Source organism: Streptomyces sp. NPDC021080 (genome assembly GCF_044333225.1).
Taxonomy (GTDB): Bacteria; Actinomycetota; Actinomycetes; order Streptomycetales; family Streptomycetaceae; genus Streptomyces.
Map to the genome: position 1 here is coordinate 433,364 of NZ_JBIRQM010000002.1, position 23,260 is coordinate 456,623.

Annotated in this window: 16 protein-coding genes; 8 read left to right on the top strand and 8 right to left on the bottom strand. The window is 71.4% G+C overall.

Annotated features, from left to right (window positions below):
* Nucleotides 1-283: 283 nt before the first annotated feature.
* Nucleotides 284-691, bottom strand: a complete 408-nt coding sequence (locus ACH4S8_RS05965; protein WP_398391304.1) for a GntR family transcriptional regulator — start codon at nt 689-691, stop codon at nt 284-286.
* Nucleotides 685-1,644, bottom strand: a complete 960-nt coding sequence (locus ACH4S8_RS05970; RefSeq protein WP_398391306.1) for a DUF1648 domain-containing protein — start codon at nt 1,642-1,644, stop codon at nt 685-687. The genes ACH4S8_RS05965 and ACH4S8_RS05970 overlap by 7 nt, the downstream gene beginning before the upstream one ends.
* Nucleotides 1,645-1,817: 173 nt before the next feature.
* On the opposite strand from ACH4S8_RS05970, the gene ACH4S8_RS05975 reads away from it, so the two are divergent.
* Nucleotides 1,818-2,420 carry an HD domain-containing protein gene (locus ACH4S8_RS05975; protein WP_398391308.1) on the top strand — a complete coding sequence of 201 codons (603 nt, stop codon included), beginning with the start codon at nt 1,818-1,820 and terminating at the stop codon, nt 2,418-2,420.
* An 86-nt stretch (nt 2,421-2,506) separates the two neighbouring features.
* On the opposite strand, the gene ACH4S8_RS05980 is transcribed toward ACH4S8_RS05975, so the two are convergent.
* Nucleotides 2,507-3,202, bottom strand: a complete 696-nt coding sequence (locus ACH4S8_RS05980) for a TetR/AcrR family transcriptional regulator (RefSeq protein ID WP_398391311.1) — start codon at nt 3,200-3,202, stop codon at nt 2,507-2,509.
* 104 nt (nt 3,203-3,306) lie between these two features.
* Between ACH4S8_RS05980 and ACH4S8_RS05985 the strand changes: the two genes are divergently transcribed.
* The gene (locus tag ACH4S8_RS05985) at nt 3,307-4,683 is read left to right on the top strand and encodes a serine hydrolase domain-containing protein (RefSeq protein WP_398391313.1); all 1,377 of its coding nucleotides are present in this window, start codon (nt 3,307-3,309) and stop codon (nt 4,681-4,683) included.
* A 4-nt stretch (nt 4,684-4,687) separates the two neighbouring features.
* On the opposite strand, the gene ACH4S8_RS05990 is transcribed toward ACH4S8_RS05985, so the two are convergent.
* Nucleotides 4,688-5,140: a GNAT family N-acetyltransferase gene (locus ACH4S8_RS05990; RefSeq protein WP_398391315.1), complete on the bottom strand. Its 453-nt coding sequence runs from the start codon at nt 5,138-5,140 to the stop codon at nt 4,688-4,690.
* 253 nt (nt 5,141-5,393) lie between these two features.
* Between ACH4S8_RS05990 and ACH4S8_RS05995 the strand changes: the two genes are divergently transcribed.
* Nucleotides 5,394-5,900 carry a DUF6584 family protein gene (locus ACH4S8_RS05995; RefSeq protein ID WP_398391317.1) on the top strand — a complete coding sequence of 169 codons (507 nt, stop codon included), beginning with the start codon at nt 5,394-5,396 and terminating at the stop codon, nt 5,898-5,900.
* Nucleotides 5,901-5,998: 98 nt separating this feature from the next.
* On the opposite strand, the gene ACH4S8_RS06000 is transcribed toward ACH4S8_RS05995, so the two are convergent.
* A complete protein-coding gene (locus ACH4S8_RS06000) occupies nt 5,999-8,398 on the bottom strand; it encodes a beta-L-arabinofuranosidase domain-containing protein (protein WP_398391319.1) in 2,400 nt (799 codons plus the stop codon).
* A 266-nt stretch (nt 8,399-8,664) separates the two neighbouring features.
* Nucleotides 8,665-9,471, bottom strand: coding sequence for a LamG domain-containing protein (locus ACH4S8_RS06005; RefSeq protein WP_398391321.1), 807 nt, complete (start codon nt 9,469-9,471; stop codon nt 8,665-8,667).
* A 729-nt stretch (nt 9,472-10,200) separates the two neighbouring features.
* On the opposite strand from ACH4S8_RS06005, the gene ACH4S8_RS06010 reads away from it, so the two are divergent.
* From ACH4S8_RS06010 to ACH4S8_RS06020, 3 genes are all read left to right on the top strand, one after another.
* Nucleotides 10,201-11,544: a nucleotide sugar dehydrogenase gene (locus tag ACH4S8_RS06010; RefSeq protein ID WP_398391323.1), complete on the top strand. Its 1,344-nt coding sequence runs from the start codon at nt 10,201-10,203 to the stop codon at nt 11,542-11,544.
* The gene (locus ACH4S8_RS06015) at nt 11,541-13,214 is read left to right on the top strand and encodes a glycosyltransferase (RefSeq protein WP_398391325.1); all 1,674 of its coding nucleotides are present in this window, start codon (nt 11,541-11,543) and stop codon (nt 13,212-13,214) included. The genes ACH4S8_RS06010 and ACH4S8_RS06015 overlap by 4 nt, the downstream gene beginning before the upstream one ends.
* Before the next feature lie 109 nt (nt 13,215-13,323).
* A complete protein-coding gene (locus ACH4S8_RS06020; protein ID WP_398391327.1) occupies nt 13,324-14,988 on the top strand; it encodes a polysaccharide deacetylase family protein in 1,665 nt (554 codons plus the stop codon).
* Nucleotides 14,989-15,144: 156 nt separating this feature from the next.
* Here ACH4S8_RS06020 and ACH4S8_RS06025 read toward each other — a convergent pair whose 3' ends face one another.
* Together ACH4S8_RS06025 and ACH4S8_RS06030 are read right to left on the bottom strand one after the other, a co-directional pair.
* Nucleotides 15,145-16,086, bottom strand: coding sequence for an ABC transporter substrate-binding protein (locus tag ACH4S8_RS06025; RefSeq protein WP_398391329.1), 942 nt, complete (start codon nt 16,084-16,086; stop codon nt 15,145-15,147).
* Between the two features lie 344 nt (nt 16,087-16,430).
* Nucleotides 16,431-17,243: an inositol monophosphatase family protein gene (locus ACH4S8_RS06030; RefSeq protein WP_398391331.1), complete on the bottom strand. Its 813-nt coding sequence runs from the start codon at nt 17,241-17,243 to the stop codon at nt 16,431-16,433.
* Nucleotides 17,244-17,478: 235 nt separating this feature from the next.
* Between ACH4S8_RS06030 and ACH4S8_RS06035 the strand changes: the two genes are divergently transcribed.
* Both ACH4S8_RS06035 and ACH4S8_RS06040 read left to right on the top strand, forming a co-directional pair.
* The gene (locus tag ACH4S8_RS06035; RefSeq protein WP_398391333.1) at nt 17,479-18,345 is read left to right on the top strand and encodes a DUF4132 domain-containing protein; all 867 of its coding nucleotides are present in this window, start codon (nt 17,479-17,481) and stop codon (nt 18,343-18,345) included.
* Nucleotides 18,342-23,258: a DNA-binding protein gene (locus tag ACH4S8_RS06040; RefSeq protein ID WP_398391335.1), complete on the top strand. Its 4,917-nt coding sequence runs from the start codon at nt 18,342-18,344 to the stop codon at nt 23,256-23,258. The genes ACH4S8_RS06035 and ACH4S8_RS06040 overlap by 4 nt, the downstream gene beginning before the upstream one ends.
* The last annotated feature ends 2 nt before the right edge of the window (nt 23,259-23,260 follow it).

Here is a 23,260-nt window from a genome sequence, read left to right on the forward strand (position 1 = left end):
TCCGAGCGGGCGCAAGGTGCAAGATCACGGCGGCGGAGTGACGTCATCGGGAAGGAACGGCCACGGCCGGACGGCGCGACGTCGAAACCTTCCCGACGCGGCCCGGCCCCCGACGCGGGCGCCGCTCAGGCACGTTGACCCCAAGCGGTGATCCACCTCCCCAGATCCAGCTGCCACGCCCGGCACTTGACGCAGCACCAATAAAGGCCGACCGGACGAGCCCGATGCCGGCCAGGACCCGTCCGCACATCCGGCAGGGACGTCACGACCCGGGCCCGGCTCACTACTCCACTTCGTCCGCCGGACCGGAACCCTCGGCCGTGACGGCGGGGGCGCCCGCGAGGCCGTCGCGCACCAGGGCCAGCAAGTCCTCGTCGGACAGGCCCAGTTCGCGGGCCTGGGCGACGAGACCGTGCACGGCGTCAGTGAGCCGGGCCCGGTGCGCGATCCCGGGTGCCGTGGTGACCATGGCGCCCCGGCCGCGGCGCAGCTCGATCAGTCCCTCGTCACGCAGACGCTGGTAACCGCGGAGCACGGTGTGCACATTGACGTTCAGCGACGCGGCGACCTGACGGGCGGGCGGCAGCCGCTCCCCCGGCGCCGCGCTGCCGTCGGCGATCGCCCCCCGTACACAGGCGGCGATCTGTTCGCCGAGGGGTACGGGCGAGCCGGGCAGGACACGGATCAGCATCCCGGCGCACGCTCCCCCGCGTGACGGGCGACCAGGCCGTTGAGCAGGGCGGCCGCAGTCGTCGCGTCGTCGACGGTGACCACGTAGTCGCGTCCCTTCACCGTACGAACGGAGAGTGCCTCCCCGGAGCGCAGTACCAGGCCCCGGCGGTGTGGGAGGATCCGGTACCCCCAGCCGCCGAAGTCTCCCATGGCGTCGATCCGCGTGCTGTCCGCGTCGGCTATGCCGTCCAGAGGCAGGTGCAGCCGGGGCCTGGGCACGAGTGTCGAGGTGACGGTCAATCCACGCCGGTCGACGGTGACCCGTACTGCGGCAATCGGTGCGCACACCAGGCCGAGGACGAGGAGCGGCAGGCCCACCTGCCAGGGACCGAACAGCAGGGTACCGAGGCCGCCGAGGGTGATCGCACCGGCCGGGATCAGGAGCACGCGGGTGACGACGGTACGGCTCCAGGCCGCCATCTCGCCCTCGGCGAGCGGGAGCGAAGGGGGTTCCGACGCGGGCGCCGGTCGCGGCCCGGTCCTGGCCAGCCACCACACCAGCGCGCCGGTGGCCGCCACGACGAAGACCAGCAGCACGGCCAGGTGCCACAGGGGCAGCCGCGCGTCCGCCGGGTCGTCGACGCCGGTGTCGGCGACGACCGTGGCGATCAGCGCGTAGCCGATGAGCACCGCCGTACCGGCGCCCAGCGCGGCCGTCATCCGTGCTCCCGCGCCCTTCATGGCGACCGCGGCCAGGACCGTGAACAGGACTCCCACACCGCAGATCACGCCGACTCCCGACCACAGTGCGGCCGTGCGGCCCATGAAGCCGTCGGCCGTGCCGTCCAGGGAGAAGTGGGTGGCCATCCGGTCGGGCAGCCGGTCGTGGCCGGCCCGGAAGACGGCGGCGTAGGCAGCGGCGGCCACGCCGAACGGAGCAGCCGTCAGGACACACCTGCGGACGACGTTCATCTCGGTCCCCCTCGCATCATTGTTCGCCTTCGAATAGAACAATGACACATGAGTGCCGCACACCTGAAGGGGCCTCCGACAGCGGGCGGCCCGCCGATCTCCCGACGAGCCGGTCGCGCAAGGCAGGGGCAACAACCCGGCCCTCCCAGTGAGGGCAGGGCCACCCTGTCGCGGTGACGACCTCGCCCGTACTGTCGATAGCCCTTCAGGAATCCCCCGGACCCCCGTTGCGCCCCCTGCTGGCCGAGGCCGCGACGCTGCTGGACGACGTCGGCGCTCCTCCGCGACTGGTCGCCCATCTGCGGGCCGTTCACGATGTCGCCGCGCAACTCCTCGTGTGGATCGACGGCCGCGGCCTCGACCTGGGGGTCGATCCGGAGGCTGTTTTCTTCGGAGCGGCGACCCATGACATCGGAAAGGCCCTGCACCCGGAGGAGTTGTCGGCTCCCGGCGCACGGCACGAGCCGGCGGGCCGCGAGCTGCTCGTGTCACGGGGTGTCGATTCCGCGAGGGCGCGCTTCGCAGCGACGCACGCTTCCTGGACCAACGACGGGATCGCGATGGAGGACCTGCTGGTCAGCCTGGCCGACAAGATCTGGAAGAACAAACGGGTCCCCGAGCTCGAGGGCCTGGTCGTCGCCGGTCTGGCGACGGCGAGCGGGAGGCATGCCTGGGAGGAGTTCCTGGACCTGGACGACGTCCTCACGCGCATCGGCGACGGCGCCGACGAACGGCTCGCCTTCCAGATGTCCTACTCCCCCGTCCGCACCGGGTGACGACCGGCCGACGCCGGCCCCTCGGCCGACCCGGACCATGACCGATCCGCACTGTTCCCCTTGACGAACGGCACGGTGACGGTCCGTCAGCCTTTCGCGTCCGCACGGTCGGCGGCCAGGCGGGCCTCGAATCCGTCAAGCAGGGACCGCAGCCCGAACTCGAAGGCGTGGTCCGGGGCACCGGTGTACTCGGCGGCGGCCGCCGTGTCGAGGCGCTTCCGCAGGTGCGGGAACTGCTTCGCGGTCTCGGTGGCCTGAGCCATGGCGTCCGCCACCAACTGGCCCGGGTCCTCGCCGGTCTTGCCCAGCCGGCGGTTCAACGAGACCTGCGCGGCCGGCCCGAGCGTGCTGCCGAGCACGAAGGCGAGCGCGGCCGCGGCCGCCCGGTCCGCGTCGGCGGCCTCGAAGCCGGCCTTCTCGTAGACGGCCAGGCTGAAGTCGTTGTGCCGGGCCTGGGCGGGGCCGTACAGGAGATGGCTGCCGAACGCCTGGACGAGCCAGGGGTGCCGGGTGAGCATCGCGAACACGCCGGTGGCGTGGGCGTCCGCGGCCGTCCGCCAGTCGGTGGTGTCCAGGTCGGGCAGCTCGACCTCGCCCCAGACCGCTTCACTGGCGAGCCTGACCAGGTCGTCCTTGTTCTTGATGTGCCAGTAGACGGCCGTGGCGGCCGAACCGAGGCGGTGCGCGAGGCTGCGCATGTTCAGGCCGTCCAGCCCCTCGGCGTCGAGCAGCTCGATGGCGGCACGGACGATCCGGTCTGCGGTCAGCGTGTCTCGCGGCATGCCCACCACTTTACTTGAACTTAGTTCATGGAGCTCCTTGCACTTTGTTCAAGTCACTCCTACGCTCCTGCTTGTACTTAGTTCGAGCGAGCCCAGGAGGAGCCATGTCGCACCACACGCTGTCGGAGTTCGTCGCGTCGCAGGCCACGGAACACGGCATTCCCGGGGCGGTCGTCGGCGTGTTCATGGACGGCCGGGAGATCTACGCATCGCACGGCGCGACCAGCCTCGCCCACCCGTTGCCGGTGGACGAGAACACCCTGTTCCCCCTGGCCTCGGTGTCCAAGACCTTCACCGCGACCGCGCTGATGCGCCTGGTGGCGCAGGGAAAGGTGGATCTGGACGCGCCGGTGCGGCGTTACGTGCCCGAACTGCGGCTCGCCGACGAGCGGGCCGCGGCGCGGATCACCGTCCTGAACCTGCTGAACCACACCGCGGGCCTGGAATGGAACCTGATCGACGACGGCAGGGGCGACCGCTCCCTGGCCGGTCTGGTGGCGAAACTGCCCGAACTCCCGCTGATCGCACCGCCCGGGACCCGCGCCTCGTACAGCCAGGCCGGCTACAACCTCGCCGGCCGGATCGTCGAGAAGGTCACGGGCCTGCCGTTCGAGCAGGCCATGGCATCACTCCTGCTGGAGCCGCTGGGCCTGACGGACACCGTGTACGGGCTGGCCGAAGCGATGGTCCGCAAGTTCGCCGTGGGCCACAACCGCGCCGAGGACGGCGAACTGCGCGTCGCCCGGCCCTGGAACGCCTTCAAGGAGGGTGCCCGCGGCGACAACCCCGGCGGCGGACTCGCCTCCTCGGCGAGCGACCTGCTGCGCTGGGCACGGTTCCAACTCGGCGACGGAGAAGGCCTGTTGCCCGCCGCCCAGCTGCACCGCATGCGTGAGCGGACGGTGGAACTCCGCGGCAGCACCCTCGGCGACGGCTTCGGCATCTGCTGGTTCCTGCAGGACCTCGGCGGCCTGCGCGGGATCGGTCACGGCGGGTCGGGCAACGGCCAGTTCGCCGAACTGCTCATCGTGCCCGAGCGCGATTTCGCGGTGGTCTCCCTGGCCAACCTCGGTCCGGACGGCTACCCCTTCAACCAGTCCGTCGTGCGGTGGGCGCTCGAGCACTGCCTCGGCGTCACCGAGAAGCCTGCGCGGCCGCTCCCGTACGACGAGGAACGGGCCCGGCAGGTCGTCGGCCGCTACGAGATCGACGCCATGCGGCTCGACATCGCCGTCGACGGCGCCCGCCTCACCCTGGGGGTGGGCATCAAGCCGGAGATCCGTGCGGCATCCGACGAGGAGATGCCGCCGGACCACCCGGCCGCGGGCATCGGCTTCCTTCCCGGTGACGGTGACGAGTACGTCGTCACCGAAGGCGGCCTCGCGGGACAGCGCGGCTGTTTCTCCCGCGACGCCGCCGGAACGGTCACCGGCATCGACATCGCCGGCCGGCTCTTCAACCGGGTCGCCCAGGTGTCCTGAAGTGTCAGGACGCGAGCGGCAGTTCGCGGCGGAAGACGGCCATGGCGCGGCCGGGGCCGTCGTAGTCGTCGGTGATCTCCACATCGAAGCCGACGCTGCGGTGGAAGGCGATCGAGCCGGTGTTCCCGACGGACGTGATCGCCTTCAACCGCCGCGCGCCCTGACGCTCCGCCGCTTCGGCGAACGCGGCGTACAGGCGGCGGCCGAGACCCGTGCCCCGGGTGTCGTCCCGGGTGGCGATCAGATGGACGTAACCGGTGCCGTCCGGTGTGACGAAACCGAAGACGTACCCCCGGATCCCGTCCTCGGCCCGGGCGACCAGACAGGTGGAGCCGAACTCCCGCACCAACGCCAGGAGATGCAGCGAGCGCAGGTCCCGTTCGCCCCAGTAGCGGGAGTGATCGGCCAGGACCTGGTGGAAGTCGGCCACATCGGCCGGTGTCATGTCGATGCCCATGGACGACGATCCTGGCAGAGACCCGGCGGCGAAGCGGCGGCCCGCTCCGCCGTTCGCATGTCGGTGCCGACGGAGCATGCCGGTGCCGACGGAGTTTCCCGGGAAGAACGGGAACCGGTGCCACCGGAACGCCTGCCCGAATTCCACTCGATTCCGGCCAAGTCGAATCCCTGCCGAGTCGAATGCCTGTGACCAGGGCAGTTGAGCACCAAAAGTAGTCGACGGCCGCCGTCCGGGAGTCGATCATTGGCATATGCCCTTGAAAGACACCCTCGCACGAGTCGACGCGGACCTGGCCGCCGGCCGGGTCCCCGCCGCGCGCCAGCGCCTGCGCGGGCTCGTGTCGTCCTTCCCGAACGACCTGACGCTTCGGCGCCGCCTCGCCGAGATATACCGGCTGTACGACGAGCCCGCGCAGGCGGGCCGCTGGATGTACCTCGAGTCGGACCGGGACGAGGCCGAGACCTCGGCCTTCGAGGCCAGATACGGCGACGCCGCGGAGCGCATGCGCGCACTCGCCTGGCGCGGCTCCGAGTCGCTCGCCCGAACGCCCTTCGCCAAAGAGCAGTTGGAGACGGTCCGGGCGGCCTGCTCCGACGCCCTGGGACAGGACGTCGACTGGGACACAACACCCTCCGCCCCCGAGCCGGACGGCACGAGCAGCCGCCTCACCGACGTCCTGACGGGCGCCGGATGCCTGGTGGCGGTCGTCGCCGTCCTCGCGATCTGGGTGAACGGCCTCGTGGCCCTCTTCGACTGAGGACGGTCCGGCGTGGGCGGCGGCGCGAGCAGGGGGATCCGGCCCGGGGGCGGCCGGGTCCGGACATCATCGCTCCGGCCGCCCCCGGGCTCAGGTGTTCACAGAAAGCGCCAGAGGTGGTCGGCCGTGCCGTTGTCGTCGTACTGGACGACCTGTGCGCTGTTGCCGGTGGACATGCGGTCCACACCGAGGACTTTGCCGCTGTTCTTGTTGCGGACGCGGTACCAGCCGTCGCCGTTGTCGACCAGCGTCCACAGGTGATCGTCCGTTCCGTTGTCCTCGAACTGCACGACGATCGCGCTGTTGTCCAGCGACATGTGGTCGACGCCGAGCACCTTGCCGCTGTTCCCGTTGCGGATCAGATGCCAGCCGTCGCCCCTGTCGATGAGCTGCCAGGCGTGGTCGCCCGTCCCCGTGTTGTCGAACTGCACGACGCGTGCGCTGTTCTCGGTCGACATTCCGTCGACGGCCAGGACCTTGCCGCTGTTCTTGTTGGCGAGTCTGCGGAAGGGGGGTTCGGGTGTCCAGGGCCTGCCGTCGGGAGCCGCCGTCGGGAAGGACGCGATGCGAAGGCGCGCGGCGCCCATGGGGATGAGGGTGACCGTCTCGACCGGCGCGTCGCTGCGGGCGGGAGAGTCCTGCAGCGGTGCGACGACGTGTTCGTCGTCGGCGATCCACTCCTGGATCTTCCGGGCCCGCGCCGAGATGGAGACCGGCGTGGTGCCGGGAGTGAAGGGCTGGTCCGGGACGGCGGAGCCGGTCCGCGCCGGGGTGAGTGAGGTGTCCGGCAGCAGGCCGTAGTTCCAGGCGGTGGTCGCGTGCACCTCGTACGCCGGGAACTTGTCGTCCCCCGCGTAGCGGTCGTAGCGCTCGCCGATCTTCAACGCATAGGCGAGAGGGCCCTGTTCGACGCTGACCGCGCCGTGCTGGCCGGGCCACGAGCGCAGCCGGGCCTGCTGGGGCAACCGCAGACGGACGACATCGCCGTCGCTCCAGGTGCGATCGATCCGCGCCCAGGACGGGCCGTCCGAGGCCGCGACCGCCACGCCGTTGACCTGCAGTCGGGGCCCTGTGCACCAGCCGGGGACCCGCAGTTGCAGGGGGAAGCGCACCGGCTTCGGCGTGGAGACGGTGAAGGTGATCGTGTCCTGGAAGGGGTATCCCGTTTCCTCGGTGACGGTGACCGTCGTTCCGCCGGCGACCGTGGCCCGGACGCGGCTCGGGGCGTAGAGCGCGGCGACGAGGCCGCCGTCGGCGCCGGAGAGCCAGAGTTCCTCGGTGAAGTACGGCCATCCCATGCCGTAGTTGTGGGGGCAGCACCGGTACTGGTCGACGCCCGCCTGGAAGGCCTGCATGGCGAAGCCGTTCTGGAACTGCCCCTGCGTCTTGGGGCGGTTGTCGAGGTCGACGCTGTTGGCGCTGGTGATGTAGTGAACGGACTTGCCGTCGGGGTCGAGTGAGGCAGGGAGCATGTTGAAGGCCAGGTCCTCGCAGCGGTCCGCCCAGACCGGGTCTCCGGTGAGCCGCGTCAACAGCTCGTGGCTGGCCATGAATTCGACGATGCCGCAGGTCTCGAAGCCCTGCCGGGGGTCCGCGAATCCGGGCCGGTAGTTCTCGTCCCCGGCCAGCCCGCCTCCGGGGAACCGCCCGTAGGCGCCCATCACGGTGTCGTAGGCCCGGTACGTGGCCCGGACGAGGTCCGCGGAGCCGGTCAGCAGCCCGTACTGGGCCGGCTCGCGGAAGCCCTGGGCGATGTTCACGTTGTGCCGGCTCGGGGTGGCCCCGGTCCAGTCGGCGCCGTGACCGTGCATCTTGGCGGCGAGATCCAGCAGGAACGCCTCACCGGTACGGCGGTGGAGCCATACGGCGATGTCGAGTCCGTCGCCCCAGCGGTAGGACACCCAGCTGGTATTGAAGGCACCCGGACCCTGGGCGTTCATGTAGCGGAGAAAACGCACGAGGAACGGCACGATCCGCTGGTCGTGGGTGTATTCCTCGTGCGTTCGCAGTGCTTGCAGGAGCGGCAGGAAGGGCCAGAAGTCCGGCCCGCCGCCGAGTGCCGTGCGCAGGGCGCGCGGCCCGAAGAAGCCGTCGCTCTGCTGGGTCGCGAGGATCCCGTCGACCCACTCGCGCGACCGCGCCAGGGCGTGCGCATCGCCGGTGGCGATCGCCAGCGGGATGTAGCCGCGCAGCCAGTACGGCACCTCCTCCCAGGCGTCGTGCTCGGGATGCACCCAGCCGGTCGCGGTGAAGTCGAGGAAGTGCGAGAAATTCTCGTACGTCCCGCACAGACCGGCGAGCTGCAGCCGGAGCTGCCCGGCGAGCCAGCCACGGGCGACCACGCTTCCCGGCGGGAGTTTCCGGAACGCGTCGGCCGGCGTCGTCTCGGCACGTGGCCGGGGCGCGGCGACCGCGGCCCCCGCGGACGCACCTCCGAGAACCGCGCCGCCCAGCGCACCGGAGCCTAAGGCGAGCGCTCTCCGTCTGCTCACTGACATGCAGGTGACCTGCCTTCCGCAAAGGGTCCGCTTGCAGTGTGACAACGTTGTCCCGCCCGGTTCGGCAGGGCTGGTCCGAAACGTCGGATCATCGGGATCCGGCTCCGCGGCGCTTCCGGGAACGAAGGTACCGAGGGTTTCTACAACGTTGGAAATGGCGCCGCGGACATGACAGCACGATGGGACCCCGCTGTCCAGAAGGGCGTCACGAACCGCCCGTGCGAGCCGGCCGGCGAAACTCGCGGACCTCCGGGGGGGGGCAGGCATCAGGTTCCGGCGACGGATCGCCGGCCCGCGTCCATGGCCCGGTAATGGGCGGCGAGCCGGGACCGGGGCACCTCGGAGTCGTACACGGCCACCTTGCCGATCGCGCCCTTGAAGAAGGACTTGGTGCCGGCGGCGCCGATCCGCATCGGGGCGTCGGTGTTGCTGGGGGTGATGTCGTAGTCGTCCAGGGCGTCCTGGTCACGGAGCACGCCGTTCTTGTAGACCTTGACGTACCCGGTGGGATAGGCGGCGCTCTTCTCACGGGTGTTGATGACGAGCGCGAAGTGGATCCATTCGCCGGGGCGGACCCGGTCCTCGAAGTACGATCCGGCGCCGAGGCCGCCGCCGCGGTTGAAGACGTATCCGCTGATGCGGTTGGCGCGCTCCTCGGTGTTGCCCCGCGAATACATACGGGCCAGCCACTCGACCCGGGCCTCCTTGCCGGAGACCTTGCCCAGCCAGTTGACGTAGCCCGTGCCCGCGGTCCTGGCGAAGGTCAGCGTGTCGGGCCGCATCCACGCCTCCACAGTGAGTTCACCGGTCGTGGTGACCGAGAGCCGGTCACTGTCCGGGACCTCCACATACTGGGAGGTCCCGTCGAAGAGGGAGGCCTGGTTCCCGTTGGGCATGGAGGTGACCCCGGGTGCGTGATGCCAGGTGGCCTCGACCGCACCCGCGGACCGGTTCGCGCCGTGCCCGGCGCCGAGCGGCAGATAGAGGGCCGGCGAGTCGGCCCGCACCTCCACGTCGTACGACCCGGGCGGGTGCGCCGAAGAGGCCGGACCGCCGCAGGCCGTCTGTGTCATCGCGCCGCCGGCGATAACGGCCGCCACGAGGCAGGCCGTTCGCCGTCTTCGCGTCACGACCGGGCCGTCCGGCGCTCGACGGGAGAGCGCCCCAACGGTTCGTCCGGCAGGGAGAATCGACAGCAATATGCCGCCGCGATGCCACAAGTCATGAGGAATTCCCGCTTGTTCGCGTTCACAGTCGGCCCGGACAGCGGGCACGACACTTCGCGGTGGTGAGACCACTCGCCTGATCCGGCGCCCCGGTCGGCTTCACCGGTGCGGCGCCTCGCTCACGGAACGGCAACTCCGCGGCTTCGCCCATCCTTCCACGGAACGCCTTCACGAAGCAGGGGCGAAAGTCCGTGGCACGTCGGCATGAAGCAGGAGCGCCCATCCGGAACCGCACCAGAGGCGCGACTCGGCGCATTTCCGGTCAAGCCCCAAACGATGTGAAATGCGCCACTTTCGCCGATCCAGAATTGACTGCCACATCACACCACCACGAGCACAGGGAGGACCCCTCTGCGCGCGAAAGCGGAGAGAAAGCCCTGCTCAAAGGGCAGGTAGCCATTTCATAAACAGGTCGAAATGGTACATAACCCACCTTTCCTAGCATTTGACCACTAAACAATCCATTGGGATGGTTGTGTTGCCCAAGGACATTGCGGCGGACGTGAAGTCCCCACCGAGGCAATGCGTGCGCGCCGGTCGGCGTGCAACCCACGAGCGACATCTGGAGCGTCGATCATGCTTACGAGCACCCTGCCTGCCACCCAAGGACTGCACCTCGGCGAAGCTTTCGAGACCCTCGGCGGTCAAGTCTCGCTGGACGCGCGGGATGTGGGGGCCGTGGCGGTCGTGGGCCTCGGTTATGTCGGACTGCCGACCGCGCTCGGCCTGCTGGCCGCCGGCACCGAGGTGATCGGCATCGACGCGAGCACGGAACGGCTGGAGGCCATCCGCGGCGGCGACGTCGACCTGCTGCCCAGCGACCTGGAGCGGCTGTCGGAGTTCAACGGCGATCCGCGCTTCACCCTCACCGACGACCCGTCGGCGCTCGCCCGCGCCCGCACCGTGCTGGTGTGCGTGCCCACCCCGGTGGACCAGCATCTCGCCCCCGACCTGCGGGCGCTGACCGGCGCTGCGGCCACCGTCGTCGAGCACGCCGTCCCCGGCCAGCTGCTGATGCTGACCTCCACCACCTACGTCGGCACCACCCGTGACCTGCTGACCGAGCCGCTGACCGAGCGCGGCTTCACCGTCGGCGAGGACATCTTCGTGGCCTTCTCGCCGGAGCGGATCGACCCCGGCAACGCCAGCCACACCCAGGACACCACCCCGCGCGTGGTCGGCGGCGCCGGCCAGGAGACCGTCGACCGGGCCATCTCCGTGCTGTCCCGCACCGCCTCCTCGGTGTACGTGCTGCCCTCGCCGGAGGCCGCCGAGATGACCAAGCTCTGGGAGAACACCTTCCGCGCGGTCAACATCGCCCTGGCCAACGAGTTCGCCGACAACTGCCGCGTCCTCGGGCTGGACCCGATCCCGGTGATCGAGGCCGCCTCGACCAAGCCGTTCGGCTTCATGCCCTTCTACCCCGGCCCCGGAGTGGGCGGGCACTGCATCCCCTGCGACCCGCACTACCTGCTCTGGCAGCTGCGCGCCGAGCGTGTGACCTCCCCGCTGGTAGAGGCCGCCATGAACGCCATCGCCGGCCGCCCGCGCCATGTGGTGCGCCGGGTGCGCGAGGCGCTGGGTGAGCGCGGCAAGCGACTCACCGGGGCCCGGATCCTGATCGTCGGCATGGCGTACAAGCCGGGCGTCGAGGACCTGCGGGAATCGCCCGCGCTGGAGATCTTCGACGAACTCGTCCACGAGGGCGCCGAGGTCCGCTTCACCGACTCGATGGTGCGCGCCGCCCGGGTGGCCGGGGGCATCCAGGAGAGCGTGATCGCGCCCGAGGACCACGAGTGGGACCTGGTGCTCGTGCACACCGTGCACCCGAACGCCGACCTGTCCTGGCTGAACGACCGCGACGACGTCCTGGACGCGACCTACCGCCTGGACTCCGTGGAGACCCGGGAGACGCTGTGAGCGACCTGCGGACGCCGGGAGCCGCGGACGCGGCCCTCGAGGTGCCCGGGGCAGTGCTGCCCGGGGCGCCGGGAGGCGGCGTGCCAGGTCAGGCGGCTCCGGCCGAATCTCCCGACACCGACACCGACACCGACACGACGGCCGGCCGTGAGGACGCGACCGTCCCGGTGGGCGCCGCCTCGTGCGGACTGATCCTGCCGAACCCGCACCCCAGGGCGACCGCGCCGCTGCCGCGGGTCCGCTCGTCCGCCGTCGTGGGCAGGCCGCCCGGCCCGCTGACCCGCTGGACGAACCGGATGCAGACCGACGTGCGCTTCGCGGTGCGCCGGGTGCTGGCGATGTTCTGCCTGCTGCCGCTGGGCCTGGTCCTGGCCCGCGAGCTCCCGCTGGTGCCGGAGAAGCCGATGGTCATCGGCTACGGCATCACCGTGCTGGTCGGCACCATCGCCATGCTGCAGATCGCGTACAGCCGCTACGACGACCCGTCGGTCCGTACGCTCCGCAGGCGCCCCAAGGACCTCGCCTCCTTCCCGTCCCTGCCCGACGTGCCGAAGGTGAGCTTCCTGCTCGCGGTCAAGGACGAGGCCGAGTACATCGAGAGCTGTGTCCGCTCGATGGCGGCCAGTGACTACCCGGACCTGGAGATCATCGTGATCGACGATCTCTCCGAGGACGGGACGCGCGAGATCCTGGACGGACTGGCGCAGGAGCTCGGCATCACCCTGCTCAAGCTGGAGAAGAACCTGGGCAAGAAGCACGCCCTGGTCAGGGGAGCGGGCATCGCGACCGGCGACGTGCTGGCGTTCACGGACTCCGACTGCGTCCTGGCGTCCGACGCGCTGCGCAAGTGCGTGCAGGCCCTGGTCGACCACCCCGAACTGGGCGCGGTCAGCGGCCACTGCCGGGCACTGAACGTCGACGAGACGCTCTTCACCCGGGCCCAGGACGTCTGGTACGAGGGGCAGTTCCGGGTGGCCAAGGCCGCGGAGTCCGTCTTCGGATCGGTCACCTGCGTCTCCGGTCCGCTGGCGGTCTTCCGCCGGGACGCGGTGTACAACTACTTCCCGGCCTGGGCCGGCGACCGCTTCCTGGGCGCCCCCTTCCGGTTCGCCACCGACCGTCAGCTCACCGGTTACCTGCTGGGACAGCTGTGGGTCGGCAAGAAGCTGAAGAAGCAGTACGCCGACTCCCCGTTCGTCACCGCGCAGGACTATCCCGAGCGCAAGTGGCGCATCGGCTACGTCCAGTCGGCCAAGGTGTGGACCAACGTCCCCGAGCACTTCCGGCCGTTCATGAAGCAGCAGATCCGCTGGAAGAAGAGCTTCATCCGCAACACCTTCTTCACCGGAACCTTCATGTGGCGGCGGGGCGTCGGCCCGTCCTGTCTGTACTACGGGCATGTGCTGTGGGTGCTCGCCGCGCCGCTGATGGCGGTCCGCCACATGATCTGGTCGCCGATACAGGGCGGCATGTTCGTGAGCGTGCTGTATCTGTGCGGCGTGGTCCTCAAGGGCAGCATCTGGGGTCTGGCGTTCAAGATCGACAACCCGGGTGACCCCCGATGGCGCTACCGGCCGCTGATGAGCCTGTTGTCGGCGCTGCTGCTGTCGTGGCTGCTCCCCTACTCCCTCGCGACCATCCGTCGCGGCGTCTGGTCAAGGACTCGGTGATGAAGAAGTTCCCGCGGAGAAAGGTGGTCCGGGTGATCACCGATGTGGTCGCCATCGCGATGGTGAGCTGCATCTATCTGGTCGTTCTGTCACGAGGAAACGTGCTGTCATGGCTCTGAGGCGCACGCTCGAGGAGCCTGCCGACCTGCTCGTGCACGACCACGGCCACGGTCCCGAGCCCTGTTCCCGCGGTGACTACGCCGAGAAGGCGGGCCACGACCGCAGCCGTGGCCGCGGTCACGGCTGGGGCCGGGGCTGGACGCAGTGGCCCGTCCGCGTCCTGCTCGGGGCACTCACGCTTTCCGTGGTGGTGGCGTCGGGCGCCGCCGGCATCGAGCGCTACCTCAGCCTCAAGTACATGACCCCGCAGGCACCGCTGTCCCGGACGTCCTTCACCTCCGCGGACCAGGTCGACTGGACGAGGCAGGGCCTGGGGCTGCCGGAGCACGCTCCGCCGGTGGTGCTGACCTTCCACGACGTCAACGAGAAGAGCACGAGCCCCTACGCGATCACCCCGGAGGCCTTCGACGCCCACCTGACCGCGCTGGAGAAGGCCGGCTACCGCACCCTGAGCGCGAAGCAGTTCACCACCTACATGAACGGCGGTCCGACGCCGCGCCGTTCGGTGCTGCTGACCTTCGACGACGGCACGGACGGGCTGTGGAAGTACGCCGACCGCATCCTGGCCAAGCACAAGATGCGCGGCACGATCTTCCTGATCACCGGGTCGATGGACAAGCACCGCCCCTACTACCTGACCTGGCGCGAGATCGAGCGGATGCACAACTCGGGCCGCTGGGACTTCCAGAGCCACACCCGGGCCATGCACAGCGTCAAGCCGGTCGACGCCACGGGCAACACGGGCGCGCCGCTGGTGAACCGCCTGTGGCTGCAGGACGAGGGACGGCGGGAGAACCCGGCCGAGTACCGCGCCCGCGTGCTCCACGACCTCGCCGGCTCCGTCAAGGACATCGCCGGCCACGGCATGCCGGCCCCGACGATGTTCGCCGTCCCCTTCTCCGACGGACCGGGTCAGCAGGACGCCGACTCACAGGACTCGCTGGCCAGGCATCTGCTCAAGGAGATGTTCCCGCTCGTGATGACGGACCATTCGAGCGTTCCGCTCACCGCCAGCCGGCGGTCCGCGTCGGCGGGTCTCGTCCAGCGCGTCGAGGTCTTCGCCCGGACCACTCCCGACGAGATGCTGGCGGGCGTCCGGCAGAACGTCCAGGTCTCACCCGACGTGCGCGATCCCCTGGACGAGACGGAGAACTGGGGAGGGCGCCAGACCCGTACGAGCTTCGACGTCTTCCTGGGCAGGGCGCCGAAGTCGGCGCAGACACCCCGGTACGCCAAGGCCGACTACCGGCCGAACAGCAGCGTCGACTGGACGGACTACAGCGCCACCGCGCTCATCGGGTCGCTGGGCAACGGCACCAACCAGGCCGCGCTGGGTGTCCGGTCCAACAGCAAGGAACCGATGACCGTGGTCGTCACCCGGAACCGGGCGACGCTGCTGGCGAACGGCTACAAGGTGGCCTCCCGGCCGCTGGACCCGAGGTCCGATCACACCGTGACCGTCGAGGTCGGACGGGACACCACCACGGCCTCCATCGACGGCCGGGTGAGACTGAGCCATGAGTCCAACCAGCCGGCCGATCAGCTCTCCGGCGGTGTCACCATCCGTTCCGGCATCAACAAGGCCGGGAACCGGTGGCCGGTCTTCAAGTCGCTCGACATCTCGCCGCTGCACGGTGCGTCGGGCCGCCCATGACCTGACGGCCGTCCGGGACTGCGTGGGACCGGACCGGTGGGACCGGTCCGGTCCCACGGAGCCGGTGTCCGGCAGAGCGGGCGCAGGTCTCGGTGTCGCCCCGGAGACGGGGCGACGGTGCCGGGCCCGCGCGCCGACCCGTACGTGAGCGGCCGCTCACGTGCCGCTGTTGATCTTGGCATCGGTCACCGCGCCGTCGCTGACGTTCCACTTGTCCAGGACCTTCCCGTAGGAACCGTCCCGGATGGCGGCGTCCAGGGCCGCCTGGAGTGCGTCCCGCAGTCCGGCGTCCGAACCCAGCACCGCGATACCGTACGGGCCGGGACCGATCTGCTCGCCGATCACCTCGAAGTCCTCGCCCCCGCCCGCGGTCTTCGCCGCGTAGGCGACCGTCGGATAGTCGGCGACGTCGGCCACCGCACCGCCGGACTCGAGGCGGGCCTGCGCCTCGTCATGGGTGTCGTAGGCCTCGATGTCGATCGGCTCGTCGCACTTCTGGGCCTGCAGCAGGTCGTACGCGGTGCTGCCGCTCTGCACGGCCACCTTCTTGCCGCAGAGGTCGGCCAGTGACTTGATCCCCTCAGGGTTGCCCTTCTTCACCATGATCGACGATCCGGCGGTGAAGTAGTCGACGAAGTCGATGTTCTCGCCGATCTTCTCCCCGGTGGAGGGGTCCAGCCCCTGCTGACGGTCCTTGGTGTCGGTCATCGCGGACATCACGACGTCGTACTGTTTGGCCCGCAGGCCGGTGAGCAGGGTGTCGAACGCGCTGTTGGCGAACTGGAACCTCACCCCCAGTTGCCTGCCCAGCACGGCGGCGAGGTCGGGATCGACTCCGGTCGGCCTGCCGTTCCGGATGAACTCCATCGGCGGGTAGAGCATGTCCGAGCCGACCTTGATGACGCCGGCCTTCTTCACCGGCGCCGGCAGTTCGTCGTACAGCGGCGCCGCCGTGCCGGTGCCGGACGCGGAGGGCGAAACGCCCTTCGGGCTGTCGTCGCCGCAACCGGTGAGAGCCAGCGCGACGGCGACCGTCATCGCTCCGAGCGGGGCGAGGTGTTTCATCGCCGTGAAGCCGCCGCCGGCACATGTGGTCATGAGCCGTTCCCCCCGAGGGCGCCGGGAGCGGCCGATCCGTCCGGTGCGGGGGTGCTCGGTGACCGCAGCCCCGGGCGTCTCCCGCGTCCCGCCATCCGGACGGCTCCTTCCCGGCGCCCCACGGCACGACGAACCGGTACGCGACACACATAAACGATCATTATGTGGCATTAGGACATTTTGCCGCTTCGTGTGTCAACGCACCGGTCCCGTTCGGGGGTGTCGTTCACACCTGCGGCCCTGGCCTCGACGGACACGCCGGCCGGGGTCCCCGGCGCCGGCCGTGTGAGACCGCGCCGAGCACGCCGAACGCCGGCCGGCCGGGCCGGCGCGGCGGACGGCGATCACCCCCGGTGTTCTCCGGGGCTTCCGATCATCGACATCAGCAGACCGTGGGTCTCGCCGTCGGCGGCGACGACGAGTCCGCGGCCCGTCCGTCCGATCGGGGCGCCGTCGATCCCGGTGACGACGCAGCCGGCGGCCTCGCACAGGGCGATGCCGGCGGCGAAGTGCACGCTCCCGGACAGGTCGCCGCCGTCCGTCACGTACGCGGCGCGCTTGCCCGCGGCGACCCAGGCCAGGGCCAGCGTCGTCGAGACGACCCGAGGCCGGAAGCGGTCCACGAAGGCGGGCCGGGCCAGCAGGTCCACAGCTCGGAAGCCGGGCGCGCCCGGGAACGGCGGGTCCAGATTGACGTCCACGAGCCGGGTGGCGGAGGTGGGCGCCAAGAGCGTGTCGGCGCCGTCGTGCCGCACCCACGCGTTCTCGCCGTCGGTGAGGAACACCTCGCCGCCGAACGGATCGGCGACCGCGGCGGCGCCGCCGCCGCGCAGCGCCACGTTGACGGCCACCAGCATGGTGCCGACGGCGTAGTTGTGGGTGCCGCACAAGGGATCGACCAGCCACTGGCGTACGGCCCCCGCCGCCCCCTGCGGTCCGCCCTCCTCGCCGAGCACGGCGTCATCGGGCCGGGCTTCGCGGAGAACGCCGAGGATCGCCTTCTCGGCCTCGATGTCGGCGGCGGTGGCGAAGTCCCCGCCGCCCTTGTCGATGCGCGCAAGACGCCGGCCGTACAGGGCCCGCACCACGTCCGCGCCGGCACGCGCCGCCGCTGCCGCGACCGCGGCGTCGTCGAGTCCCGCATACGAGTCGGTCACGTACGCACGATATCCACGGATCCCGGCGGCCCGCCCCGGCTCCTTCGAAAGCCGAAGTCCGGTTGCCCGACCGCACTCTCAGGACGGGTGGGCCCGCCGGGATCCGTGGGGCTGGGGGGCCGGTTGTCAGTGGCCGACGCTAGCGTTCGCTGCATGGTCGCACTCGGCCCGGGACGGACTGACCTGGGTGAACTGTGCGCTCGTCTTGTGTTCCTGACGCGAAAGGCTGTGGCTCGTGGGGTGGCTGTCGGCGGGTGACGGGTATGAAGTCGCCCTTGTGGAGGGGCGGGTGGCCGTGCGTGCCACCACGGGCCGGGCGGCGGGACGGCAGCTGAAATCGCTCCCGCGCGCGCTCAAGGACCACCCGGAGGTGGACCGGCTGCGACGGTTCGCCGAATGGCTCGAACGGCACGCCACGGCGTGTGTGGCGCAGGTCGACGCGTGGATGGTGTCGTCGCTGCCCGTGCCCACCGGGCTGCTGGCCCGGGTCTGGCCGGACGAGGCCTGGCAGTCCGCGCTGCGGGACCTGGTCGTGGTCGGTGACGACCCGGACGACGTGGGCTTCCTGCGCGGCGCCACCGACGCCGGCGAGCTGCGGCTGGTGAACCTGGACGGCGAGACCGTCCGGATCGCCCCGCGCACGGTCTCACTGCCGCACCCGGTGCTGCTCCCGGACCTCGACGACCTGCGCGACTTCGCGGCCGAACTGGGCATGGTCCAGCGTGTCGAGCAGATCCACCGGGCGATATGGCGGCGGCCGGAGGATCTCCGTGCCAAGTCCACCGAGGTGAGGGAGTTCGCCGGGGGCTCGTTCCGCTCCCGCTTCGCGCTCGCCGCACGGGCCAGCTCGCTCGGCTACGGCGTGTCCGGGGGGTACGCGACCGCCCGGGTGCGGGACGGCGTACGCACCTTCGACGCCTCGGTGTGGATCGGGGAACCGTACTGGGACGGCGAGGCCGAGACCGGGGCGCTCACCTGGCAGGACCAGGACGGCCGCGCCCTGCCGCTGGCCGAGGTGGGACCGGTCGCCTGGTCGGAGGGGATGCGGATGGCCGCGGCGCTGTACGCCGGCCGCGTCATCGAGGAGGGCAAGAACGCATGAGCGGGGGAACGCGGGTGTCGTACGAAGAGCTGCTGACGGCGGGTGCGGTGCTGCCGCCCGACACGGAGGACGCCGGGGAGCAGGCGGTGCCGCTGACGGCGCGGACGTACCGTCACCCGGGCCTGGACGAGCGGGTGGTGGTGCGGCTGGTCGCAGGCGAGCTGGGGGCGGCGGAGGACCTGGCAGCGGGCTTCCTCGGCCTGGAGCCGGACGCCGAGCCCGTCGTGGTCGGGTTCGGGCCGCGCCAGTCGCTGGGCTTTCCGGAATGGGTCCTGGTGCACCACCCGCAGGACGGTCATCACGCGCTGCGCGTGGTGCCGGACCTGGAGCGGGCCGGGCGCCAGGTCAAGTCCCGTCCGAAGGCCGCTCTCGACGCCTTCGTGGAACTCGGGGACCGGCTGGCGGCCTCGGTGCCGCACTTCCTTCCGACGTTCTACGAGCAGGCCGGGCGCGTGTTCCTGGCGGAGGAGAACGCCACCTACGCCGCCCAGTTGTTCACGCGTGCCCGCAAGGCCGAGGCGGAGCACGGTCTGGCGGTGCAGGAGGAGCGGCTGGACGCCGTGTTCCTGGAGTTCGCGCTGGCCGGGGCACTCCCGGTGAAGGTGCTGTCGGGCTATGCCAGGGAGTTGGCGGCGCGGGTGTCGGCCGAGGACGCGCTGCGGCGCTTCACCCGGCTGTGCCTGCGCCGCACGGCGGGCGGGCTGCCGCCGTCGGTGCAGATGGCGACCGACCTGCGCAAACTGGCCCGGGCCGCCGGCCGGGACGCGAACCTCACGGAGCAGGAGTACGTCCGCGAACTCCTCGCCCTCCCGGCGACCCTGCGCGCAGCGGCCGGCTGGTGGAAGGGCCACCGCACGGCACTGATCGCCCTCGCCACGCGCGAGCCGCAGGTGCGCGGCACCCTGCTCGACCTGATGCCCGCCGCACCCGACAGCGACATGCCGGCGATGTGGCTGGAGCTGCTGGAGACCTCCGGCTCCACCGCGGGCCTGTGGGACGACTCCCTGCCCGAGGACCAGCGACCGCAGGACGGTGCCGCGGGCTGGCTGGAGCGGTTCCTGAGCTACTGGCAGCGGGCCAGGTCGTGGCGTGACCCCAGCCGCATGGCCGAGCTGTATCCCCTGGTGGAGCGGACCGCGGACCGGCTGCGGGCCGAACTGGGCGCGTCCGGCGGCGCGTTGAGGGTCGTCCACGATCTCGACCTGATCGACCTGCTGCTGTCGCTGGACGTTCCGGTGGCCGCTCCCCGGAAGGGTGACCAGCTGCTGCTGTCGCAGTGGGCCCTGGGCGAGGGGCGCCGCGACCTGCTGTCGGTGGCCGCCGACAGCCGCTTCCACGGGGCCTTCCGACAGGGCGCGGACCGGTTCGGCGACGACGCCCAGTCGCTGCGGGCGATCGCGCTCCTCGCGGCCTCGCCCGGCGGCCGTCCGCTGCTCGCGGACTGGGTGCGCACGGTCGTACGCCGGTTCACCGCCGTGGGCCTGCCCCAACTGCCCGACGCGCTGGCGCGGTTGAAGTGGCTGCCCGCCGAGGCGCTGATGCTGGCCGAGGACGAGGTGCGTGAGGCCGCCGGCACCGACCTCGCGCCGGTGCTGGCGCGCACCCTGCGGGCGGGGCTCTTCGACGAACTCGGCTGGCCCGCCTGGGAGGACGCGGTCGCCTCCCTCGTCCCCAGGTCCGACGTCGAGGACGTGGTCGTCGCCGACGCCTGGCCCCATCTCGTCGTGGCCGGGGCGTCCCAGGCACGGGTGATCGGCGCCGAGGGCACGCTCCTCACCCATGACCTGCGGATTCCTTCGAACAGCCACTGGGGCGATCCCGGCTTCCACCACGTGGACGGAGAGCTTCTCGTCTACTGGAACGACCGCACCGAGGGCCTGCGCGGCTACTGGCACAGCCACCCCGACCGTCCGCTGTCCCTGGAGGGCGCCCGGAACACCCGGGGCACCCGCATGGACTGGTACCACGGCAACGGTCCCATCACCCTGTCGCTGCCCGGCGGCGGCCGCACGACCGGCGGCGGGGTCCTGCACGCCGGGGACACCACCCTGCCCGAGGAACGCCAACTGCTCTGCGACGGCGTCTCGTACTGGGTGTGGAGCGCCGACGGCGGGGCGCACGACTGGCACGAGTACGACCCGGCGACGGGCGAGACGGGGCGTGCGAGCAAGCCCGCCTTCCTCGCCGACGCCCTGCGGGACGCCCCCGAGGGCAGCACATTCGGCGGGGGCCGGCTGGCCCCCTCGCCCACCGCCGGCGCCACGCCCGCCTCCGCGCCCGTGGACGGGCTGGTCGGTCTGCGTGTCGTGGGGCTGCCCGACGGCTCCACTCGCGCCGAGGATCTGGCCGGACACACCGTCACCCTGCCCGCGGACGCGGGCCGGCCCTCGGCGCTCGTGGTCTTCCCCGGCGCCGAGCAGGCCACGGCCGTCGTCCGTGGCAGCTGGAGCCTGGCCGTCGTGGACGCGGACGGAGTCACCACCTCGGTGGCCAAGACCGACCGCGCGCCCGGAGCGTTCGGCGAGGGTTCGCTGCTGCTGCCGCCGGTGCAGTACTGGGAATGCCTGACGGCCCGCGATCCCGAGGGCTCCGCGTCGCTGCGGCACGTCGACCGCGACACGGCGGCGGCCCTGCTGTCCGCCGCGGGCGGCGAGAACGGGGACAAGGACAAGGACAAGGAAGTCCTGCCCGGTGCGATCCGTTCCCTTCTCCCGGTCACCCACACCGCGCTGGTCGCGGGGATCGCCGGTGTCGTACGGCACGCCGCCGGTCAGCAGGCCGTCCTGGACGCGGTGGCCGCCCGGCTCACCCGCGCCCTCGACGGCGGCCCGCAGGAGGAGAGCCCGGCCGGCCCGCCGGACACCGTGCTCCTCGACGCGGCGAACGGTCTCTGCGACTCCACCCGCTCCTGGTGGAACCAGGACAAGGAGGCCGACACCGTCTTCCGTGCCCTGCGCGAGTTCGAGCGGGCGACCCGGCTCACCGACGCCGCCGTGGCCGAGGGTTCGGCGGCACCCCTGCACCTCGACGGACGACGGGTGCCCGTCGGTCAGCCGGGCCTGGAGACGCTGCTCGACCGCGTGTCCGCCCTGGCCTTCCGGGCAGCGGCCCGCACCACCCCCGACGACCACCGGGAGGCCCTGGGGGCCCTGCTCACCGAGTTCGACGCCCTGGGCCTGGCGCCGTCCGCCGGTCCCTCGCCCTGGCGCAAGGTGGAGCTGCACCTGGGAGCGGACGTGGTGCGCACCCCGTCGGGCGAATGGCGTGAGGGCGTGTGGAACGGGCTGCTTCCCCTGGGCGACGGTTCCTTCGTCGCCGTGGTGGGACGTGTCTCGCAGGGCGACGACGGCTGTGTCTTCACCGGCTTCTTCCACGATCCGGCCGGGCGCTTCGAGACGCCCGAGCCCTACACGCTCCGGACGTCCGCCCCGCTGGGCGAGGACGGTCCCGCGGGCCGGCTCGGCGCGTTCCTCGGGGAACTGTCCGCACGCGGACCGGCGCCCTGGTTCCCGCGGGCCGCCGAGGAGTTCGCCCGTCTGACAGGCGTCACCGATGCCATGGCCCGGCTGATCGTGGCCGGGATGCCCCAGGTCATCCACGAACGCTCGTACCTGACCCCGGAGACCTGCGCGGCCATCGGGGTGAAGCCCGGTCCCGCGGGGGTCGCCAAGGAGGAGCTGCGCCAACTGGACTCGGCGGTCCGTGCCGAGGTCGTGGCCGCGCTGCTGCCCGCCGAACCCGCCCGCCTGTGGACCGAGGGACCGGACTGGGCCGCCGCGGCCGAGGTCTGGAACAGCAGGCTGGGCCGACGGGCCGCCGTACCGGAGGAGTTGCTCGGCGAAGCGGTGCGCGCCTTCAAGTACGGACAGTGGAACGCCCGCCAGGCGCTGCCCGCGATCCTCGACCCGGCCCAGGAGCCCCGGCTCAGCCGTGACCACGAGTGGGTGGTCGAGGGCGACCGGGTCAAGTCCGTCGACAAGGAGGCGCCCGGATTCGCCGGACCGGTCCTGATCGGCTTCGTCGGACTCGCCGCCTGGCTCGCCCACCGGCTCCCGGCCGGTGATCCGATCCGCGCCGCGCTGCCCGCCGCGCTCGACGCCGTACGCGACCGGTTGTCCCACCCCGGGCTGATGCTCGACCTCGGGCGGTACGTCAGCATCACCGACTTCCGGAAGACGGCGGGCGCACCCACGGAGGTCGGCGAGGGCTTCGAGCGGTACGGGGCCGTCGTGCTCGCCACGCACGACGACCAGCCGTCCCCCGCCCTGCGGGTCTCCCTGCTCGACGAGGCGGGCCAGGACCCGTACCTGCCCGCGCTGCGCGTCGACGGCCAGCGCCCCTACCACGTGGAGGTGGCCCTGCGTCTGGCCCGCTCCGCCCGCTTCGAGGCCCTGCTCGCCGATCCGGGCGACCCGCAGGCGGGCGAGCGGGGCAAGGACGGCACCTGGTGGCCGCAGGACCCGACCCGCTCGGTGCCGGACCTGGTCACGGAGGCCGCCAAGGAGTACGGGCTCGGGGAGGACGCGGCGGCGCTCTATCTGATGCTCCTCGCCATGCCCGATCCGACGGACCGGATGACGGCCCGGTGGACGGGGTGGAAGCCGGCCCGTCTCAAGGCGGCCCGTGCCGAACTGGCCGCCACCGACCTGGTGGTGGAGGCCAGCCGCACCCGGGCCGGACGCTCGCTGTTCCTGCCCGGCGGCTGGGTGGTGCCGAAGGCCCCGCGCGTTCCGCTGGAGCAGTGGAAGCGGCCGCTCTACGACGACCTGCTGTGGCGCGAGGAGGCGCTGCTCGGCGTGATCGCGCCGACCGAACCGGTCGCGGATCTGTACCGACGGGCCTGGCGGCTGGTCCAGGAGGGCGGCGGGCCGCGGTTCGAGGAGTTCACGGTGCGACCCGGCCGCCGCCGCTGACG

Excerpts from the sequence above, each read along its gene's own strand:
- ACH4S8_RS05965 (WP_398391304.1), bottom strand. The coding sequence starts at position 691 with ATGCTGATCCGTGTCCTGCCCGGCTCGCCCGTACCCCTCGGCGAACAG.
- ACH4S8_RS06000 (WP_398391319.1), bottom strand. The coding sequence starts at position 8,398 with ATGTCAGTGAGCAGACGGAGAGCGCTCGCCTTAGGCTCCGGTGCGCTG.
- ACH4S8_RS05995 (WP_398391317.1), top strand. The coding sequence starts at position 5,394 with ATGCCCTTGAAAGACACCCTCGCACGAGTCGACGCGGACCTGGCCGCC.
- ACH4S8_RS05970 (WP_398391306.1), bottom strand. The coding sequence starts at position 1,644 with ATGAACGTCGTCCGCAGGTGTGTCCTGACGGCTGCTCCGTTCGGCGTG.
- ACH4S8_RS06010 (WP_398391323.1), top strand. The coding sequence starts at position 10,201 with ATGCTTACGAGCACCCTGCCTGCCACCCAAGGACTGCACCTCGGCGAA.
- ACH4S8_RS06040 (WP_398391335.1), top strand. The coding sequence starts at position 18,342 with ATGAGCGGGGGAACGCGGGTGTCGTACGAAGAGCTGCTGACGGCGGGT.
- ACH4S8_RS05985 (WP_398391313.1), top strand. The coding sequence starts at position 3,307 with ATGTCGCACCACACGCTGTCGGAGTTCGTCGCGTCGCAGGCCACGGAA.
- ACH4S8_RS06005 (WP_398391321.1), bottom strand. The coding sequence starts at position 9,471 with ATGACACAGACGGCCTGCGGCGGTCCGGCCTCTTCGGCGCACCCGCCC.
- ACH4S8_RS06020 (WP_398391327.1), top strand. The coding sequence starts at position 13,324 with ATGGCTCTGAGGCGCACGCTCGAGGAGCCTGCCGACCTGCTCGTGCAC.
- ACH4S8_RS06025 (WP_398391329.1), bottom strand. The coding sequence starts at position 16,086 with ATGACCACATGTGCCGGCGGCGGCTTCACGGCGATGAAACACCTCGCC.
- ACH4S8_RS05990 (WP_398391315.1), bottom strand. The coding sequence starts at position 5,140 with ATGGGCATCGACATGACACCGGCCGATGTGGCCGACTTCCACCAGGTC.
- ACH4S8_RS05980 (WP_398391311.1), bottom strand. The coding sequence starts at position 3,202 with ATGCCGCGAGACACGCTGACCGCAGACCGGATCGTCCGTGCCGCCATC.